General features: G+C 70.8%; 13 protein-coding genes. 6 read left to right on the top strand and 7 right to left on the bottom strand.

Translation table 11 applies throughout. From position 1 onward, the window contains the following. Positions 1–16: 16 nt before the first annotated feature. Together ACGFNN_RS32935 and ACGFNN_RS32930 are read right to left on the bottom strand one after the other, a co-directional pair. Complete coding sequence (locus ACGFNN_RS32935) at positions 17–1282, bottom strand: MFS transporter (RefSeq protein WP_393561480.1); 1266 nt, start codon at positions 1280–1282, stop codon at positions 17–19. A 465-nt stretch (positions 1283–1747) separates the two neighbouring features. Beyond that, positions 1748–3292 carry a PucR family transcriptional regulator ligand-binding domain-containing protein gene (locus tag ACGFNN_RS32930; RefSeq protein ID WP_393561478.1) on the bottom strand — a complete coding sequence of 515 codons (1545 nt, stop codon included), beginning with the start codon at positions 3290–3292 and terminating at the stop codon, positions 1748–1750. A gap of 386 nt (positions 3293–3678) precedes the next feature. Here ACGFNN_RS32930 and ACGFNN_RS32925 point away from each other — a divergent pair, with 386 nt between their 5' ends. From ACGFNN_RS32925 to ACGFNN_RS32905, 5 genes are all read left to right on the top strand, one after another. After that, the gene (locus tag ACGFNN_RS32925) at positions 3679–5163 is read left to right on the top strand and encodes a purine-cytosine permease family protein (RefSeq protein WP_393561476.1); all 1485 of its coding nucleotides are present in this window, start codon (positions 3679–3681) and stop codon (positions 5161–5163) included. Then, a complete protein-coding gene (locus tag ACGFNN_RS32920) occupies positions 5160–5669 on the top strand; it encodes a nucleoside deaminase (protein WP_393561475.1) in 510 nt (169 codons plus the stop codon). The genes ACGFNN_RS32925 and ACGFNN_RS32920 overlap by 4 nt, the downstream gene beginning before the upstream one ends. Beyond that, on the top strand, positions 5666–7009 hold the full coding sequence (locus tag ACGFNN_RS32915; protein ID WP_393561473.1) for an amidohydrolase family protein: 1344 nt from the start codon (positions 5666–5668) through the stop codon (positions 7007–7009). Before ACGFNN_RS32920 ends, ACGFNN_RS32915 begins: the two co-directional genes overlap by 4 nt. Before the next feature lie 339 nt (positions 7010–7348). Continuing rightward, positions 7349–10063, top strand: coding sequence for an aconitate hydratase AcnA (acnA, locus tag ACGFNN_RS32910; protein WP_393561471.1), 2715 nt, complete (start codon positions 7349–7351; stop codon positions 10061–10063). A 94-nt stretch (positions 10064–10157) separates the two neighbouring features. Then, positions 10158–11387 (top strand): ROK family protein, encoded by a 1230-nt coding sequence (locus tag ACGFNN_RS32905; protein WP_393561469.1) that lies wholly within the window; start codon positions 10158–10160, stop codon positions 11385–11387. A 63-nt stretch (positions 11388–11450) separates the two neighbouring features. On the opposite strand, the gene ACGFNN_RS32900 is transcribed toward ACGFNN_RS32905, so the two are convergent. Beyond that, complete coding sequence (locus ACGFNN_RS32900) at positions 11451–12323, bottom strand: alpha/beta hydrolase family protein (RefSeq protein ID WP_393561467.1); 873 nt, start codon at positions 12321–12323, stop codon at positions 11451–11453. Positions 12324–12617: 294 nt separating this feature from the next. Between ACGFNN_RS32900 and ACGFNN_RS32895 the strand changes: the two genes are divergently transcribed. After that, positions 12618–13970: an alpha/beta hydrolase domain-containing protein gene (locus ACGFNN_RS32895; RefSeq protein WP_393561465.1), complete on the top strand. Its 1353-nt coding sequence runs from the start codon at positions 12618–12620 to the stop codon at positions 13968–13970. A 76-nt stretch (positions 13971–14046) separates the two neighbouring features. Here ACGFNN_RS32895 and ACGFNN_RS32890 read toward each other — a convergent pair whose 3' ends face one another. Genes ACGFNN_RS32890 through ACGFNN_RS32875 form a run of 4 tightly spaced genes read right to left on the bottom strand, consistent with a single transcriptional unit; the run spans position 14047 to position 18537 of the window. Continuing rightward, the gene (locus ACGFNN_RS32890; RefSeq protein WP_393561463.1) at positions 14047–15426 is read right to left on the bottom strand and encodes a GH1 family beta-glucosidase; all 1380 of its coding nucleotides are present in this window, start codon (positions 15424–15426) and stop codon (positions 14047–14049) included. A gap of 8 nt (positions 15427–15434) precedes the next feature. Beyond that, positions 15435–16289: a carbohydrate ABC transporter permease gene (locus tag ACGFNN_RS32885; protein ID WP_393561461.1), complete on the bottom strand. Its 855-nt coding sequence runs from the start codon at positions 16287–16289 to the stop codon at positions 15435–15437. Between the two features lie 5 nt (positions 16290–16294). Then, the gene (locus ACGFNN_RS32880) at positions 16295–17263 is read right to left on the bottom strand and encodes a carbohydrate ABC transporter permease (protein ID WP_393561459.1); all 969 of its coding nucleotides are present in this window, start codon (positions 17261–17263) and stop codon (positions 16295–16297) included. A gap of 11 nt (positions 17264–17274) precedes the next feature. After that, positions 17275–18537: an ABC transporter substrate-binding protein gene (locus tag ACGFNN_RS32875; RefSeq protein WP_393561457.1), complete on the bottom strand. Its 1263-nt coding sequence runs from the start codon at positions 18535–18537 to the stop codon at positions 17275–17277. Between the last annotated feature and the right edge of the window lie 231 nt (positions 18538–18768).

The following is an 18768-nucleotide window of genomic DNA, read 5'->3' as shown; positions in this document are numbered from 1 at the left end:
TCAGCAGTGGTCGGCTTCAACGCTTCCCCGCGGGTACCGCGGCCGGCGCCTCCGCCAGGGAGTCCGGTCCGTGACCGTCCAGTGCGGCTTGGCGGCGGAGCAGCCGGCCGGGCGCGTCGAGCGCCACCAGCAGGACCAGCGTGACGACGCCGACGGCGGTCAGGGTGGCCATCGCCGTGCCGAGTCCCCAGGAGTCGCCGAGGATCGCGCCGAACCACGGGGCGACGCCGCCTCCGATGGCGCCGATGTTGTAGACGGTGCCCATGCCGGAGGCACGGGTGCGGGCGTCGAAGAAGTCGTACAGGTACTTCGGGAGGAGACCCGAGATGCCGAAGTTGGTCCCCATGAAGCAGAAGAGGAGGGCGACGAGCATGAACGTGTTGTCGGCGCCGACGGCGAAGACGGGGAAGAGGAACGCGAGCGAGACGAAGAGGGTGCCCGCGTAGGTCCGAGCCGTGCCGAAGCGGTCACCGACGAAGCCGGAAGCCGCTGTGCCGGTGACGGTGCCCAGTCCTGCGTAGAACATGATGTCGCCGGTGGCCCCGCGGTCGTACCCGAGGGACTCGAGGTAGGCCGGCATCAGCCCGGACACGGGCCAGTTGGTGCAGAACGCGAGGAAGACGACCAGGATCAGCATCAGGGTCACGGGGAGCCTGCGGCGGCCGAAGAGGGCGAGCGCGGAGAACCGGTGCTCCGTCCCCGATTCCTCCTTCGCCTCCTCCCACTCGGGGGATTCGGGTGCGGACCGGCGGATGTAGAGCGCGACGAACACCGGCAGGATGCCGATGAAGAACAGGGCGCGCCAGCCGAAGTTCTCGACGACGGGGGCGTACACCTGCGCGGCGACGAGACCGCCCACCGCGAAACCGGTGATGAGGAAGGCGCTGGCCTTGTTCTTCAGGTGCTTGGGCCAGCTCTCCACCGCGTAGGTGCTGCTCGCGCTGTACTCACCCGCCATGCCGATGCCGACGATCAGGCGGAAGAAGAAGATGGCCGCGAAGCTCCAGGCCAGCCCGCAGAGGAAGGTGCCGGCCGAGTACAGGACGATCGACCAGACCATGGCGGACTTGCGGCCGTAACGGTCGGCGATCGATCCGAAGATGGCGCCGCCCAGCCAGCGGGAACCGAAGGTGGCCACCAGGAGCGTGCTGGCGGTGGCCAGCGAGACGTCGAACTCGTCGGAGATGTCGCCGAGTACGTAGGTGAGCAGGACGAAGTCGAATCCGTCGAGCATGTAGCCGATCCAGGCGGCCAGGAGCGCGCGCACTTGCTCCCAGCTCAACTCCCGGAACCATGGCTTCTTCCTGGGTGGGCTCACAGACGACAACGCGTACCTCCGAGAAGGGCGACTCACCGATGGGGGAGAGGTCGGTCACATGGGGTCGGGAATCCGGATCGCCGGGCCGGTACGGCCCGAGGAGAAGGGTGGAGGATTCCGCCGCCTCGGTGCTGACTGGTGGAGATTAACTTCATCAGACGCCCAGGACAACCCCTGTTCACCTTTCGGGAGGGCGCTGGGCAGCCGTGCGCCTCAGCGGTGAGCGTCCGTCAGTCGGGTCGGATCGGTCCGTCAACGTTCGTCGGCCCGTCGTCATGTCCGCCCGTACCGCACCCAGGGCGCCGGGTGCTGCGGAGTCGTCCGGGCAGGCGCCGGGCAGGGAGCGACGCGAGGTGGAGGTCAGGGCGGGACGGGGCGGGTGCCCAGGGCAACCCAGGGCAACCCCGGGCCCCGGTCACGCCAGGCGGCTCACCTGATCCCGAGCGCCAGCACGAAGTCCACGCGGTCGTGCAGGGTGGCCAGGCCGTGGCCCGTCAGCTGTTCGACCCGCTGGAGGCGGTAGCGCAGGGTGTTGACGTGGACGTGCAGTTGTTCCGCGCACCGCTGCCACGACCCGGACGCGTCGAGGAACGCGCGGACGGTGGCGACCAGCTCGGTGTGGTGCTCCGCGTCGTAGCGCTCCAGCACGCCGATCAGACGTTCCCGGTACGTCTGGCGCACTTCGTCGGGGACGGCGGCCAGCAGCATCAGATGGGAGGAGATCGCCTCCGTGCCGGCCAACCGCACGGTGCCGCCGCCCCGCCTGGCGACCCGCTGGGTGTGCACCGCCTCCTCAAGCGCCCGGCGCAGGCCGCTCGGGCCGGTCGCCGGGTCCGACATGCCGATCGCCGCCCAGCCTTGGGCCAGGAAGGGTTCGAGCCGCCCGGCGGCCTCCGTGAGGAGTGCGGCGAGGCCGGGCCCGTCCCCGCCGCCCGTGGCGGGAACGAACAGCAGATGGCCGTCGGCCGTGGTGAACGGGGCGGAACAGCCCGGTATCCGCTCGTGCACCTCGTCCAGGATCACGGCGGCGAGCTCGCCCCCGTAGGGGCGGCCGCTGGTGACCACGTGTGCGACGGCCAGGGGTGATTCCAGGTCCAGGCCGAGGCTGCGCAGCCGCCCCTCGGCGGCTTCGGTGCGGCCCGCGCGCAGCAGCTCCACGGACTCGCGCAGCAGGCGCTCCTCGATGCGCCGGCGTTCCTGCCGGGCGACCCCGTCGAGCGCGAGCAGCGCGCACACCTCTGCGGCGGCGTCCGCGATCCCGGGGGCCCAGTCCCGGTGGTCGCCGGCCGCCGCCAGGTAGCCGGCCGGCGGGCGGTGGGCGACAGGGGACTGCACCGGGAGGAAGGTGAGGTGCCCGCCGCCGGGCATCGGCTGCACGGAGGGGAAGGCGCCGGCGGCGAAGGCCGCCCGGAGGCAGCGTCCGAGATGACGGTCCGACACCTCCGGTACGGCGCCCGCGGTGGGGCGCCCGGTGGCGGAGAGGACCGCACAGTGCACGCCGGTGGAGCGGGCCAGCACCTCGACCAGGCCCTCCGCTCCAGCCCCCGACGCCATGCTCGCCACCAGACCGCGGTGGAGCCCGGCGCCGGGGGAGCGGCCCACAGGACCGGCGAGCACCGCGAGCACGGTCTCGGTCAGCGCGGCGTACGACACGTCGTCGCCGACGGACAGCAGCGGCAGCCCGTTCCGCTCGCAGGCGTCGATCAGTGCGGCGGGCAGCTCGCCGACGGCGGCCGACCCCGCGACCAGGGCTGCGGCGCCCGCCGAGGCCAGCGCCGCGACGAACACATCGGCGTCGCCCGGTTCCCGGTACCAGGTGGTCGAGGTGAGGACCAGCTCGCCGCCGTCCAGGTAGCGGCCCGGATCGGGGAGATCGGTGGTGTAGACGCCGGTCACCCGCCGGTCCCGCGGGCCGGGAGGGAGCAGTCGGGTGAGCCCGAGGCCGGGAATCCCGAGAAGTTCGTTCAGCAGCACCAGAGTTCCTGCCAGACGGGGTCGCGGGCCCGCGGTGGGAGGCCGCGGGGCGTGTTACGGGCGTGCACACCGGCGGGCACGGAGTTCGGAGAATCCTACGGGGTCCACCCGCCCGCCGGGCCGGTCGTCTGTAGACCGGCCCAGGTCCGCCCGCCGTCGAGCCCGGGTTCACTGAGGGACATCGCGGGCACGGCACAACCCCTGCCGCTCCGGACCGACCACCCGCGCGGGACACCGGAGTCCCCACCGGCCGACGGTCCGACCGCCGTTGACGAAGCAGCCGCCGTACCCGTCACACCCGCCCGAGCCGCATGCCCCGCGCACCGCACGCCCCCTCGACACCCGGGCGTACGGGCGCACTCCCACCGCCCACCTGAGGAGATCCCGTGCGCGCCGAACCGCTCCCCACCGCTCGCCCCCCTGCCGGCCACCGCCCTGCCGCACCGGACCGTGCCGGCTCCGGCGCACCGCCGTTCGGCGTCGAACGGGCCGGTGCCGAACCCGTGCCGGTGAACCGCAGGCACGGCCGGCCACGCTCGCTGTTCACCCTGTGGTTCGGCGCCAACGTGCAGTTCGCGACGCTGAGCGTGGGCGCCCTTTCGACCTCCGTGTTCGGCCTCGACCTGTTGCCCTCGGTCCTCGCGATCGCCCTGGGGGCCGCACTCAGCGCGGTCATGGTGGGACTCTTCTCCACCCGTGGCCCGCTCACCGGCGTACTCCAGCTCATCCAGACCCGGGGCCCCTTCGGGCGGCTCGGCGCGCTGCCGTCCGCCGCGTTCACCGTCGTCAACGGTGTCGGCTGGTGCGTCGTAGACACCCTGCTCGGCATGTTCATCCTGCGCGACCTGACCGGCCTCGGCTTCACCCCCGCGCTGTTGCTCATGGCAGCGGCCCAGCTCACGGTGGCGGTCCTCGGCTACCGGATGATCCACGCCGTCGAACGCACCCTCGCCCTCGTGCTCGTGGCCGTCTTCGCCCTCGTGTCGGTCCACGGATTCGGCGAGGCCCACGCCGCGGCGCCCGCCGATCCCGCCGGAGGCCCGGTCGCCGCGTTCCTCCTGGTCACCGCCGTCACTGCGGCCCGTGGCCTGGGGTGGTCGGCGTACGCCTCCGACTACAGCCGCTACCTCCCCGCCACCACGCCCCCGCGCCGGGTGTTCCTCGCCGCGGCGGGCGGGAGCGCGCTCGCCGGGATGTGGATCGGCTCGCTGGGCGCCGCGATCGGCACCGTGGCACCCATGGACGACCCCAGCACCATGGTCAGCGGCCTGTTGCCGCACACGCTCGGCACGGTCGCCCTGGCCGCGCTCCTCCTCTCCACCCTCGCGTCCACGGTGATCGACCTGTACTCCGGTGCCATGGCGGCGCTGGCCGCCGGATTCACCATCCCCCGCTGGGTGTCCGTCCTCGCCGTGGGCGGACTCGGCGCCGTCCTCTCCTGGTACGCGGGGCACGGCGACTTCGCCTCCCAGCTCCAGGACTTCCTGCTGATGACCGGGTACTGGCTCGCCCCTTGGGGCGCGGTGCTCGTCACGGCCTACTGGTGGCGGGAGCGCGGGCAGCACGACACGGCGCGCCTCTACGACTCCCGGCACCGCTTCGGGTGGGGTCTCCCCTCGGTACTGCTCGCCCTGCTCGCCGAGGTCCCCTTCATGAACCAGTCCCTCTACACCGGTCCGCTGGCCGCCGCCCACCCCGCGGTGGGCCCGTTCGGACTGCTCGTGGGATTCACCGTGTCGGCCGCCGCGTATGCCACGGCGACCGCCTGGCGGCCCGTCCCTCCCGGCGGCCTTCCCGCTCCCGGCGCGCCGTCCGCAGCAGCCCACCGAGACCTCCCCCTCCACCCTCACCACACGAAGGAGAACCGTTGACCCCCGCAGCCACCCCCACCCCCCTGACCTCCGACGAGGAGGGATTCCTGACCGCCGCGATCGAACTCGCGAACCGTTCCCGCAAGAACGGCAACCACCCCTTCGGATCCCTGCTGGTCCTCGACGGAGCCGCCGTCCTGGAAGCCGGCAACACCGTGACCACCGCACGGGACGCCACCGGCCACGCCGAGACCAACCTGGTCCGGCTGGCGAGCGCCGCGTACACCCGCGCCGAACTCGCCCGGGCCACGCTCTACACCAGCACCGAGCCCTGCGCGATGTGCTCGGGCGCCGTCTACTGGAGCGGTATCGGACGCGTCGTCTACGCCCTCGGAGAGGACGAACTGCTCGCCCTGACCGGCGCGGACGAGGAGAACCCGACCATGGCCCTGCCCTGCCGCACCGTCCTCGCGGCGGGACAGCGGAGCGTCGAGGTGTCCGGCCCCCACCTGTACGAGAAGGCTGCCGCCGTCCACGCCGGCTTCTGGACAGGAGCCGGCGCATGAGCACACGCCACCCCCGCACGCTCATACGCGGCGGCATCGTCCTGCCCTGCGAGGGCTCCCGTACCGTCCACGACCCCGGCTCCGTCCTCATCGAGAACGGCAGGATCACCGCCGTAGGCCCGGTGGGTGAACTGGACGCGGCCGCCGCCGACGCCGTCGTCGTGGACGCCACGGGCCACGCCGTGATCCCCGGGCTGCACAACACCCACCTGCACTCCGGGCTGCTGCGCGGCACCGCCGAATCCAAGTCGCTCTGGGACTGGCTCCGTGATTACGTCGACCCCGCGCACAAGGCGCTGACCCCCGAGATCGCGGAAGCCGCCTCGCTGCTCTGCTACACCGAGTCGCTGCGCGCCGGCACCACCTCCGTGATGGACATGTGGCGCCACATGGAGGGCTCCGCGCACGCGGCGGAACGTGTCGGTCTCCGGGCCACCCTCGTCCCGTACGTCGCCGACCTGCCGGGATACGACTACTTCGAGACGCTCGACACCAACCGCAGGCTCCTGGAGGAGTACCGCACCCACGCCGAGGGCCGGGTCCGCTCCTGGGTGGGCCTGGAACACCTCTTCTACTGTTCCGAGGCCGCGTTCAAGGCGGCTGCCGCACTCGCCGACGAGTTCGACACCGGCATCCACACCCATTCCTCCGAGACGACCTGGGAGGTGGAGGAGTCCCTGCGCCTCACCGGGCGGCGCCCGATCGAGGAGTTCCACCACCGGGGGATTCTCGGCCCCCGGACGGTCGTGGCGCACTGCGTCTGGCTCGACGACCGTGAACTCGACCTCCTGGCGAGCACCGGAACGGCCGTGGCGCACTGCCCCTGCTCCAACATGAAGCTCTCCTCCGGACCGGCCAGGATCATCGACATGCGGAACCGGGGCATCACGGTGGGTCTGGGCAGCGACGGCGAGAAGGAGAACAACAACCTCGACCTCCTGGAGGAGATGAAGTTCGCCTCCCTCCTGCAGAAGCTGACGACCCTCGACCCCACCACCGGCGACCCCTGGGACGTCCTCGCCATGGCCACGCTGGACGGGGCGAGGGCGCTCGGGCTCGACGGTGAGACCGGCTCCCTCGAAGCCGGCAAGAAGGCCGACGTCGTCACCGTCGATCTGCGGGGCCTGCACACCACCCCGCTGCTGCACGGCCCCGACTTCAACGCGGCCGCCCACCTGGTCTTCTCCGCGGGCGCCGCGGACGTGTCCGACGTCTGGGTGGACGGTGATCGCCTGGTGGAGGCAGGACGAGTCCGCAGCGTCGACCCCGGAGCGGTCCGCGACCGGGCCCAGAGCGCGGCCGAGGAGCTCTTCCGCCGGCGGGCCGCCCTCACCCGGTGACGCGGAGTTCCGAGCCTCTTCGATCCGGGAATCCGGAGATCCGGTGATCGCACCGCCGCGGCCGGTGCGATCACCGTGGGAGCGGGTAGGCGCAGGGCACGGCTGCTCACCCGCCCGCCCGGTGAGGCGCGGGACACGGGTGCCCGGGCATGACCGTACGGCGGTCATGTACTAGAGTTATCTCGACATCGAGATATCTGCCGAGGCGCACCGCAGCCGCCGCTCGGTAAGGGTTACCTAACTAATCCTTACCTTAGCGGATGGTGGGGGCCGCAGGCGGCGCCGGCCGCACATGAGGCGCGGCGCGGTTGAACGCGCACATTGAAGAAGGAGACTGTCGTGTCGGCGAACAGCTTCGACGCCCGCAGCACGCTGCAGGTGGGCGACGAGTCGTACGAGATCTTCAAGCTGGACAAGGTCGAGGGCTCCGCGCGCCTCCCTTACAGCCTGAAGGTGCTGCTGGAGAACCTGCTCCGCACCGAGGACGGCGCGAACATCACCGCCGACCACATCCGGGCGCTGGGCGGATGGGACTCCCAGGCCCAGCCCAGCCAGGAGATCCAGTTCACGCCGGCCCGCGTGATCATGCAGGACTTCACCGGCGTTCCCTGCGTCGTGGACCTCGCCACCATGCGTGAGGCCGTCAAGGAGCTCGGCGGCGACCCGGCGAAGATCAACCCGCTGGCCCCGGCCGAGCTGGTCATCGACCACTCCGTCATCGCCGACAAGTTCGGCACCAAGGACGCCTTCGGCCAGAACGTCGAGCTGGAGTACGGCCGCAACAAGGAGCGCTACCAGTTCCTGCGCTGGGGCCAGACCGCCTTCGACGAGTTCAAGGTCGTCCCCCCGGGCACCGGCATCGTCCACCAGGTCAACATCGAGCACCTGGCCCGCACGGTCATGGTCCGCAACGGACAGGCCTACCCCGACACCCTCGTCGGCACCGACTCGCACACCACCATGGTCAACGGCCTCGGCGTGCTGGGCTGGGGCGTCGGCGGCATCGAGGCCGAGGCCGCGATGCTCGGCCAGCCGGTCTCCATGCTCATCCCGCGCGTCGTCGGCTTCAAGCTGACCGGCGAGCTCCCGGCCGGCACCACCGCCACCGACCTCGTGCTGACCATCACCGAGATGCTCCGCAAGCACGGCGTCGTCGGCAAGTTCGTCGAGTTCTACGGTGAGGGCGTCGCCGCCACCTCCCTCGCGAACCGCGCCACCATCGGCAACATGTCGCCCGAGTTCGGCTCCACCGCCGCGATCTTCCCGATCGACGACGAGACCCTGAACTACCTCCGTCTGACCGGCCGCGACGCCCAGCAGGTCGCGCTCGTCGAGGCGTACGCCAAGGAGCAGGGCCTCTGGCTCGACCCGGCCGCCGAGCCCGACTTCTCCGAGAAGCTGGAGCTCGACCTCTCCACGGTCGTTCCCTCCATCGCCGGCCCGAAGCGCCCGCAGGACCGCATCGTCCTCGCGAACGCCAAGGCCCAGTTCGCCCAGGACGTCCGCAACTACGTCGCGGACGACGAGGAGGCGGGCAAGGAGTCCTTCCCGGCCTCCGACGCCCCGGCCTCCTCCAACGGCGTCCCGTCGAACCCGGTCACCGTCACCGCCCCCGACGGCACCACGTACGAGCTGGACCACGGCGCCGTCACCGTCGCCGCGATCACCTCCTGCACCAACACCTCGAACCCGTACGTCATGGTCGCCGCGGCGCTCGTGGCGAAGAAGGCGGTCGAGAAGGGCCTGACCCGCAAGCCGTGGGTCAAGACCACCCTCGCCCCGGGCTCCAAGGTCGTCACCGACTACTTCGACAAGGCGGGCCTGACCCCCTACCTCGACAAGGTCGGCTTCAACCTCGTCGGCTACGGCTGCACCACCTGCATCGGCAACTCCGGCCCGCTGCCGGACGAGGTCTCCAAGGCGGTCAACGACCACGACCTGGCCGTCACCTCGGTGCTCTCCGGCAACCGCAACTTCGAGGGCCGGATCAACCCCGACGTCAAGATGAACTACCTGGCGTCCCCGCCGCTGGTCGTCGCGTACGCCATCGCAGGCTCGATGAAGGTCGACATCACCAAGGACGCCCTCGGCGTCGACCAGGACGGCAAGCCCGTCCACCTCGAGGACATCTGGCCCTCCGAGGCCGAGGTCAACGACGTCGTGGCGAACGCCATCGGCGAGGACATGTTCAACAAGTCCTACCAGGACGTCTTCGCGGGCGACGCCCAGTGGCAGGCGCTCTCGATCCCCACCGGCAACACCTTCGAGTGGGACGCCGAGTCCACCTACGTCCGCAAGCCCCCGTACTTCGAGGGCATGACGATGGAGACCACCCCGGTCTCCGACATCACGGGCGCCCGCGTCCTCGCCAAGCTGGGCGACTCGGTCACCACCGACCACATCTCCCCGGCCGGTGCGATCAAGGCCGACACCCCGGCCGGCAAGTACCTCACGGAGCACGGCATCGAGCGCCGTGACTTCAACTCCTACGGCTCGCGCCGTGGCAACCACGAGGTCATGATCCGCGGCACGTTCGCCAACATCCGCCTGCGCAACCAGATCGCGCCGGGCACCGAGGGCGGCTTCACCCGCGACTTCACCCAGGCCGACGCGCCGGTGTCGTTCATCTACGACGCCTCGCAGAACTACCAGGCCGCCGGCACCCCGCTCGTCATCCTGGCGGGCAAGGAGTACGGCTCCGGCTCGTCCCGCGACTGGGCGGCCAAGGGCACCGCGCTCCTGGGCGTGAAGGCCGTCATCGCCGAGTCCTACGAGCGCATCCACCGCTCGAACCTCATCGGCATGGGCGTCCTCCCGCTCCAGTTCCCGGAGGGGCAGACCGCCGAGTCCCTCGGTCTGACCGGTGAGGAGACCTTCTCCTTCGCCGGTGTGACCGAGCTCAACGACGGCACCACCCCGCGCACCGTCAAGGTCACCACCGACACGGGTGTCGAGTTCGACGGCGTCGTCCGGATCGACACGCCCGGCGAGGCGGACTACTACCGCAACGGCGGCATCCTGCAGTACGTGCTCCGCAGCCTCATCCGCAAGTAGAGGCACCGCCTCATCCGCGAGTAGAGGCACCGCGAAGTGAGCGAGGGCCGCACCCCCGGGGTGCGGCCCTTCGCCCGTTAGGCTCGAAGGTCTGATGAAGAACAACCTCGCCCCACCCGCGGCCAAGGCCGGACACGAGTCCGTACGGCGCCACAACCTGAGCCTGGTCCTGCGTACCGTCCGTGACGAGGGCGAGGTCACCCGTGCCAGGGTGGCGAGCCTCGTCGGGCTCACCAGGGCGGCCGTGTCCTCGCTGGTCGAGGAGTTGCTCGCCCTGGGCTGCCTCAGCGAGTCCGGCAAGACCTCCAGCGGATCGGCCGGCCGCCCCGGCACCGTGCTCAAGCTCGCCAGGACCGGCCCGGCCGGCCTCGGCGTCGAGATCAACATCGACTACGTCACGGTGTGCGCCGTCGACCTCACCGGCACCGACCGGGTCCGCGTCACCGAGCACACCGACCACCGGGACGTCCCGCCCGCCGAGGTCCTCGTCCACGCCGCCCGGCTCACCAACCGGGTCATCGCCTCCGCCCAGGAACAGGAACTGCGGGTCGTCGGCGTCGAGCTGGCCCTCCCCGGGCTCGTCTCCGGTGGCGTCGTGCGCCAGGCACCCAACCTCGGCTGGAACCGGGTGGCCGCCGAGGGCATCTTCGGCCAGGCGCTCAGCACCCTGCGCCCCGCCGGAAGAGCACTGGCCGTCGGCTCCGACAACGAGGCCAACCTGGCGGCCCTCGCCGAGCTCTGGTTCGGCGGACTCGGCGGCGTACGCACCTTCCTCTACCTCACGGGCGAGACAGGCGTGGGCGGCGCGCTCGTCGTGAACGGCGAGATGCTGCGTGGGGCCCACGGCTTCGCGGGCGAGATCGGCCACGTCGTCGTGGACCCCCAGGGCCCGCTCTGCGGATGCGGGGCGCACGGCTGCCTGGAGCAGTACGCCGGCCGTTCCGCCCTGCTGAGGGCGGCCGGAATCGACCCGGACACGGGCGTACGCGGAATCGACGAGCTGGAGCAGCGGGCCGCCGCGGGCCAGGAGCAGGCCCTCACCGCACTGCACGAGGCGGGCGACCACCTCGGCGTGGTCCTGGCCGGAGCGGTGAACCTCTTCGACCCCGAGGCGGTCGTCCTCGGCGGGATCTACCGCAACCTGATGCCCTGGCTGGAGCCGTCCGCGGACGCTCAGCTCAGCGCCCGCGTGGTCTCCGGCCGTTGGCACCAAAGGGGCAGCGGGCTGCGCGCCTCCTCCGTCTCGGGCGACGCCGCCCGCGGCGCGGCGGCCCGGGTGGTGCAGGAGATCCTCGCCAACCCGGCGGGACACCAGGTGCGTTGAACGGCCGAGGGGCGCGCCGGGCGATGATCCGCCGGCGCACCCCTCATGGGCCGATGCGTGACGTCAGCAGGCGTTGGTGCGGAAGTCGGAGATGGCCGAGCCGCTGAATCCGCAGGTGAACGGTGTGAAACGGGTGTCGCCGTTGATGTAGCGCTTGAACCAGGACACCAGCATCCGCGAGAGCTGCGGGTTGTCCCGGTTGGAGAAGAAGTGGTCGGCGCCCGCGAGTTCGACGTACGACTTGGAGCCGGGCAGGCTGTTGTAGAAGGGGATCGAGTGCGATGACACGGGTGCCACCGAGTCCGACTGGCCCCCGACGATCGCCACCGGTTCGCTCACCTCGGGCCATGACTTGTCGCTGTTCCACGGGGCGATCGGCACCGCTGCCTTGATCTTGCCGCTGGTGTCGGCCTTGAGCGCCTCGAGGGAACCGCCACCGCCCATCGACCAGCCGGCCACTCCCTGACGGTTTCCGTCGATCTTCGAACGCACCGCGCTGGGCGAGGAGTTGACCGCCCAGGTGAGGGCGGAGCGCAGCTGGGTGCCCCGGCTGGAGGGCTGGTCGTAGATGGAGTTGGTCTCGATCCCGACCACGACGTAACCCCACGACGCCAGGCGCGGGCCGATCCAGCTGATGCTCGACCAGTAGGAGAGATACCCCGGGACCACGGCGATCACCGGGTAGGTGCCGGCGGTCGTGGGGTAGTACACCTGGCCGCCCCGGACTCCGGAGGCGCCGCTGATGGAGGTGGAGGCGGTGGAGAAGCTCCCGTTGCCGGTGATGTTGGCGGAGGTCGGGGCCTGCCCGATCTCGTCGGCCGCGGCGGGCGACGCCGTGGCCAGCAGCCCGCCCGCGGTGAGTCCCACCGCGAGCAGCAGGGACGACACGGCGCGGACGGCGCGGCCGTGCAAGGGGTGCGATGTACGGCGTTCCATACGGAGCTCTCCTCGTGTGGGGGGCGGCACGGGAGGTCGCGGAAGCGCTCCCGGTGCGGGTGATCCGCCATGCAAGCGCATCCGCGGAAACCGGGCATCGGCGAAATCACCGGTGGCCCGGCGCCCACGGCACCTTCCACCCCCGCCGTTCGGCGCGGCCGGTGGTTTCGCCGGTGCGTGGCCCCCGGAACGCCCGCACCGTCATGTGTGAGGGGCGGGCGGAGGGTCCGTCGACGAGAGAGGGGCACGCTCGTGATCACATGGCGCAGAACCTTGGTACCGGCGGTGGTACTCGTGGCCACCGCACTGCTGGGCGCGGGTGCGACCGCGACGGCGCTCCCGGCCCAGCCGCAGGACGGGACCGCTCCCCGGGGAGCGGCGCCGGGGGCAGCGGTGAGCGGTCCGGTGGCCGGCAGCCTGCCGGGGGACCCGAAGGCGCCGGATCCGGCGGACACCTACCCCTGGCTCTCCGCGCCCGGTCTCGCGAAGGCCGGATACGTCGAGGAGGAGTTCCAGCTGTCGGGACGGGCGGACGCCTACTCCGTCACCGGGGAGCGGCTCGCCCAGGACGTGCCGTACACCACCCGCGTCGTCGTGCGGCGGCCGAGCAGCCCGGCCCGGTTCAACGGCACGGTGCTGACGGAGTGGCAGAACGTCAGCGGCGGCTACGACCTGGACGCCCTGTGGGCGCCCGACCAGATGACGCGCGCCGGATACGCCTGGGTGGGCGTCTCCGCCCAGCGCGTGGGGGTCGACCAGCTGCGGGAGTGGAGCCCGGCCCGCTACGGCACGCTCGACGTGACCGGGCAGGGGCGCTTCACCGCCGACGAGATGTCCTACGACATCTACGCCCAGGCCGCCGCCGCCCTGCGCGCCGGGACCGGCAAGGTGCTCGGCCCGCTACGGGCGCGCACCCTGCTGGGCATCGGGGCGTCGCAGTCGGCGGGCCGGATGACGGTCTACTACGACCGGGTGCTCCCGCAGACCGAGCCAGTGTTCGACGGCTACGGCTTCGTCGTCGGCTCCGCACCCACCCGCAAGGGCGACGAGCCGGTCTTCCACGTGCTCTCCGAGACCGATGTGCGTACCCCGGTCCGCCGGGCCGACGACGACGGCTACCGCCGCTGGGAGGTGGCCGGGTCCGCGCATTCCGGGCGGTACGGCCAGGCCTACCGTGAGCCGCTGCTGGCCCGGGACCTTGGCGAGGCACCCACCTTCTCCTGCACCAGGCCGCCGTACAGCGAGGTACCGCTGCACCATGTCATCGCCGCCGCCTACGCACACCTGGAGCGCTGGGTCGAACGCGGCGTGCTCCCGCCGTCCGCGCGGCCCCTGGAGTTCGCCCCGGACGGGACCAAGGCCAGGGACACGCACGGCCTGGCGAGGGGAGGCGTCCGGCTCTCGCAGGTCGAGGTGCCCACGGCCCTGAACACCGGGGACAACGGAGGGGAGACCTTCTGCGTGCTCTTCGGAACCCATGTGCCCTTCACGGCCGAGGAACTCGGCCGGCTGTATCCCACCCACGCGCGTTACGTCGCCGGCGTCACGGCAGCCGACACCCGGGCGGTCCACGCCGGCCACCTCCTGCCGGCCGACGCGGCCGCCAACCTCCGGGACGCGGTGTCCTCGGACGTGGGCCGGGACTGACACCGGCGGACACACGGAGCGGGGGCGTACACGCGACCACACGTGTACGCCCCCGCTCGGGTACTCAGGTGCGGGATCAGCCCTGGTGCGCCGCGATCAGCTGCTGATACCAGCGGTAGCTGTCCTTCGGGGTCCGCTCCAGGGTGTCGTAGTCGACCCGGATGATCCCGAACCGCTTCGCGTAGCCCAGCGCCCACTCGAAGTTGTCCAGCAGCGACCAGACGTAGTAGCCGCGTACGTCGACCCCGGCGTCCATGGCGTCACGGAGCGCCGTGAGGTGGGTGCGGAGGTACTCCACCCGGTCCGCGTCGTGGATGGAACCGTCCGCCTCGACGCTGTCGAACTCGGCGGAACCGTTCTCCGTGATGTGCACCGGGGGCAGGGCGTCGCCGTACGTCTGCTTCAGGACGGTCAGGAGATCGGTGAAGGTCTCCGGCACGACGGGCCAGCCCATCGCCGTACGCCGCACGTCCGGGTACTGGCCCTCCGCGTACCGGTTGTCGGTCGCCACGCGCAGCGCCGGGTCGGCCTCGCGGTGCGGGGCCGAGGCCACCACGATCGGGCGGTAGTAGTTGATGCCCAGGAAGTCCATCGGCTGGGAGATCAGTTCGAGGTCGCCCTCGCGACGGAAGTCCTGCCCGGTGATCAGCTCACCCCAGGTCTCCTCCTCGGTGGCCGGGTAGCGGCCCGCGAGGAGCGGCTCGGTCCACACCAGGTTGTGCTGGGTGTCCGCGCGGATCACCGCCGCGAGGTCGGCGTCCGACTCGGTCGCCGGGACGTTGCGGTCCAGGTTGAGCGTGATGCCCGCCTCGCGTACACCCGCGGCCCGCAGCGCGTTCATCGCGTGGCCGTGGCCGACCAGCAGGTGGTGCGCTGCGGCCAGCGCGCCGCGTCCCTCCTTGGCGCCCGGCGCGTGCCGGCCGACCGAGTAGCCGAGGAAGGCGCTGCACCAGGGCTCGTTCAGGGTGATCCAGCGCGGCACCCGGTCACCGAGGTGCTCGGCGACGATCGCCGTGTACTCACCGAAGCGCTCCGCCGTCTCCCGGACCCGCCAGCCGCCCTTGTCCTCCAGGGCCTGCGGCAGGTCCCAGTGGTAGAGCGTGGCGGCCGGCTCGATGCCCGCCTCCAGCAGCGAGTCGACGAGCCGGGAGTAGAAGTCGAGCCCCTTGGGGTTGACGGCCCCGCTGCCCGTGGGCTGGATCCGGGACCAGGCGATCGAGAAGCGGTACGACTCCACGCCCAGGTCGCGCAGGAGCGCCACGTCCTCCGCGTAGCGGTGGTAGTGGTCGCACGCCACGTCACCGGTGTCACCGCCGTCGGTCCTGCCGGGCGTGTGGCTGTAGGTGTCCCAGATGGACGGGCCGCGGCCGTCCTCCTCCACGGCACCCTCGATCTGGTACGAGGCCGTGGCCGCGCCGAAGACGAATCCGGGCGGGAAGACCGGGAAGTCACTCATGGAAACCCTTACTTGACCGAGCCGCCGGTGATCCCGGCGGCGATGTACTTCTGGGACAGGACGAGGAGGATGGCCGCCGGCACGGCGGAGAGCACGGACGCGGCCATGACCGAACCCCAGTCGCCGACGTGCGCGCCGATGTACTGGTAGATGCCGAGCGTGATCGGCTTGACGTCGTCCGTCGTGTTCAGGGTGAGCGCGAACATGAAGTCGCTCCACGCGTAGAGGAACGAGAACAGCCCGGCGGTGATCAGCGAGTTCCGGCTCATCGGCAGGACGACCTGGACGAACGTACGGATGCGGCCCGCGCCGTCGACCTCGGCGGCCTCGATGACCTCGCGGGGGATCGACACCATGAACGAACGCATCAGCACGATCGCGAAGGGGATGCCCAGTGAGGCGTCCGCCAGCATCAGACCGAAGTAGGAGTTGACCAGCCCGAGGTCCACGTACGCGCTGTACAGGGCGTTCGCGATGACGATGCCCGGCACCATCTGCGTGATGAGCGTGCCGAAGACGATCGTCTTGCTGCCGCGCAGCTTGAACTGCGCCAGGCCGTACGCCGCCGGTGCGGAGATCGCCAGGCAGATGGCCACGGCGCCGAGCGCCACGGCCAGCGAGGTCAGCAGGTTGCCGCCCTGCGCGGTGATCGCGGAGGTGAACCCGGAGAAGTCGATGCTCGTCGGCACCGGTGCGACGTCGACGAGGCCGGCGTCCGGCTGGAGCGCCGTGTTGATCATCCAGTACAGCGGGAAGAGCATGACGCAGAGGACGACGACGCCGAAGGCGGTCGCTCCCCAGCGGCGCCCCGGCCGGCGGACTGCGGGAGCCGGGGCGGCGGGGTTCTGGGTGGTGGTCGCCATGCCGGTCACTTCCCCTCGTTGCGGTTGGCCCGCAGGTAGAACACCGCGAAGACGGCGGAGATCAGGATCAGGATGTTGCCGACCACGGCACCGGCCCCGAAGTCCATCTGGACGAAGGAGTTCTGGTACGTGAGCGTGCCGAGCGTCTGGGTGGAGTCAGCGGGGCCGCCGTCCGTGAGGGCGAGGACCAGGTCGAGGATCTTGACCGTCGACATGAAGCCGAGCACCAGCACCACCGTGATGACGGGCTTGAGCATCGGCAGGGTCACCGAACGGAAGGTGCGCCAGGCGGAGGCACCGTCGAGCGCTGCTGCCTCGTTCAGCTCCTTGGGGACCTCCTGGAGGCCGCCGTAGAGGATCACCATGTTGAACGGGATGCCGATCCAGATGTTCACCAGGATCACCGAGATCAGCGCCACGCTCGTGCTCGTCAGCCAGGGTGTCTCGCCGACGCCGAAGATGCCGAGGAAGGAGTTGAGGACACCGGTGTCCTGGTCGAAGATGCGCCGCCAGACGATGCCCGAGACGACCATCGGGACCAGCCACGGAAGCAGGATCAGCGAGCGCAGGATGCCGTTCAGCGGGAACTTGCGGCTGAAGAACACGGCGAGCGCGAGCCCGATGCAGAACTGGCCGACGAGCGAGCCGATGGTGAAGAGGATCGTCTGCCACAGGGCCTTGCCGAACAGCCCGTCCTCGAAGACGTTCTTCCAGTTGTCGAAGCCGTTGAACGGGGCCTCGCCGGTGAAGAACGTCGACGGCGAATAGTCCTGGAAGCTCATGATGATGTTGCGCACGAGCGGATAACCGAAGAACAGGGCCATGAAGATCACGGCGGGGGCGATGAACCCCCACTGGGCGAGCGTCCTGCGGCGCTTGGCGCTCCGGGGGTCCACGGGCTTCTTGACCGCGCCGGCCCCTGCGGCCTTCGGGCCGGTCGGCAGCGCGGCGGCCGAGGTAGTGGTGGATGACATGGTTCGTTACCTCAGTTCCCGCTCTTGACCTGCTGCTGGGCACGCTTCAGAGCGGCCTCGCTGGACTCGCCGGTGAGCGCCGACTGGAAGGCGCTCTGCAGGGCGAGCGACACCGACGACCACTGCGCTCCGACCTTCGCGGTGCGGGAGCGTGCCGTCGCGACCTGACCGGCCAGGGCCGCCAGCTCCGGGGTCTTCTTCCGCCAGGTCTCGGCCGCCCTGGAGTTGGCCGGCACCATCCAGCTGTTGATGGCGTAGGAGATCTCCTCCTGCTCGCCGGACATACAGCCGATGATCTTGGCAGCCGTCTTCTCGCGCTTGCTGTCACCGGTGTTGGGCACCGTCAGCACACCGCCGCCGAGCGGTCCGACGGAGTCGTCCCCCGCCTCGGGGACGGGGATCTCGGCGATGCCCCAGTCGAGACCCTTCTTGGAGTTCAGGGTCTCGACCTGCCACGGGCCGTTGATCATCATGGCCGCGTTGCCCGCCATGAACTGGTCGTTCACGTCGGCCTGCGTCCAGTTGACCGTGGACTTGGAGAGCGAGCCGTCCTTCAGGAGCGCCTTCCAGTAGTCCAGCGCCTCGGCCACCTCCGGGCTGTCGAGCTTCGTCTCGTCACCGCCGTTGGACCACATGAAGGGAGTGAACTGGAAGACCCCGTCCTCCGCGCCGCCCGCGCTGAGCGCCAGACCGTACTTCTTCCCCTGGGTCAGCTTCTTGGCGGTGGACCGCATCTCCGCCCAGGTGGTCGGCACCTTCAGGCCGGCCTTGTCGAGCGTGTCCTTGTTGTAGAACAGCGCCAGGGTGTTCACCGTGCGCGCGGCCCCGTAGTACGTCCCGTCGAACGAGCCGAAGTCGACGATCCCCTCGGGGATGTCCTTCGTGGACAGCCCGAGGTCCTTCAGCGGGATCAGCCCGCCAGCCTCGGCGAACGTCGGCATCTCGGAGGCGTCCAGCTGGAGGACGTCCGGCAGCGACTTCGACGACGCCATGCGCAGCGCCTTCGTCATCAGCTGCGCGGCCGGCACGCTCTGCTGCTCGATGGTGACCCCGAGCTCCTTGCTGCAGCGCTTCAGGGTGTCGCCGTCCCAGCGGTGGTACGACTCGTCGGTCGAGGAGTTCATGACGGTGAAGACGTCCTCGTCCCGCTGCTGCCCGCACCCCGACAGGACGGTGCCGGCGAGGATCGCGGAGACGACGGTGAGGGGGACGACGATGCGCCTGGAGCGGGGGCTGCGGCGTCGGATCCGTCCGTCAGGGGAGGGTTCAGTCACGGTGGTGCCCTTGCGGTGAGAGGGTGGCCGGACCCATGGGAACGCTCCCACGGGAGCTGGTCAAGCCCCTGCGCGGATCCGGCGATGTCGCGGAGGGGGTGGAACCGGGGTGCCCGGTCGGTGTTCCGGGCACCCTGGGGGTGGGTCAGCGGACGTTGAGGAGGTGTTCCATGGCGAGTTGGTCGAGGGCTTCGAAGGCCATGGAGCGTTCCGCTGCGGCGGTGGCGTCGA

Origin of the sequence: Streptomyces sp. NPDC048590, assembly GCF_043199535.1 — a bacterium.
GTDB lineage: Bacteria > Actinomycetota > Actinomycetes > Streptomycetales > Streptomycetaceae > Streptomyces.
Note: the sequence above shows the minus strand (reverse complement) of the source record. Positions and strands in the feature narration are given on the sequence as shown.